The organism is Actinomycetospora sp. NBRC 106378, assembly GCF_030269685.1.
Taxonomy (GTDB): domain Bacteria; phylum Actinomycetota; class Actinomycetes; order Mycobacteriales; family Pseudonocardiaceae; genus Actinomycetospora.
On sequence record NZ_BSTT01000043.1, the window covers coordinates 1 to 334 of the forward strand.

Consider the following 334-nt stretch of genomic DNA (forward strand, 5'->3'; position numbering starts at 1 on the left):
CTTAGCTTCCGGGTTCGGGATGGGACCGGGCGTTTCCCCTCCGCTGTGGCCACCGGAACACCGAACCACCCCCACAGGTGTGTGGGGGGTTGGGGTGTGAAGTGGTGTGGACGCGAGCAGCAGTTTTTCGGTGTTGCTTGAGTTCGTGTGTGCCGTGTACCAGCAAGACCCTCAGGTGTGTGGGTGTTGGTGGTGTGTCGGGCAAGTCCTCGGCCTATTAGTACCAGTCCACTGCATACCTTGCGGTACTTCCATGTCTGGCCTATCAACCCACTGGTCTGGTGGGGGCCTTAACCCTCGTAGGGGTGGGAGACCTCATCTTGGAACGGGCTTC

The 334-nt window shown here is 60.2% G+C and carries 2 rRNA genes; both read right to left on the minus strand.

Going from position 1 to position 334, the window contains the following annotated elements:
* Window positions 1-57, minus strand: a 5S ribosomal RNA gene (gene rrf, locus QSK00_RS30320); the annotation flags it as partial.
* Window positions 58-197: 140 nt separating this feature from the next.
* Window positions 198-334: ribosomal RNA gene (locus QSK00_RS30325) — 23S ribosomal RNA — on the minus strand; the annotation flags it as partial.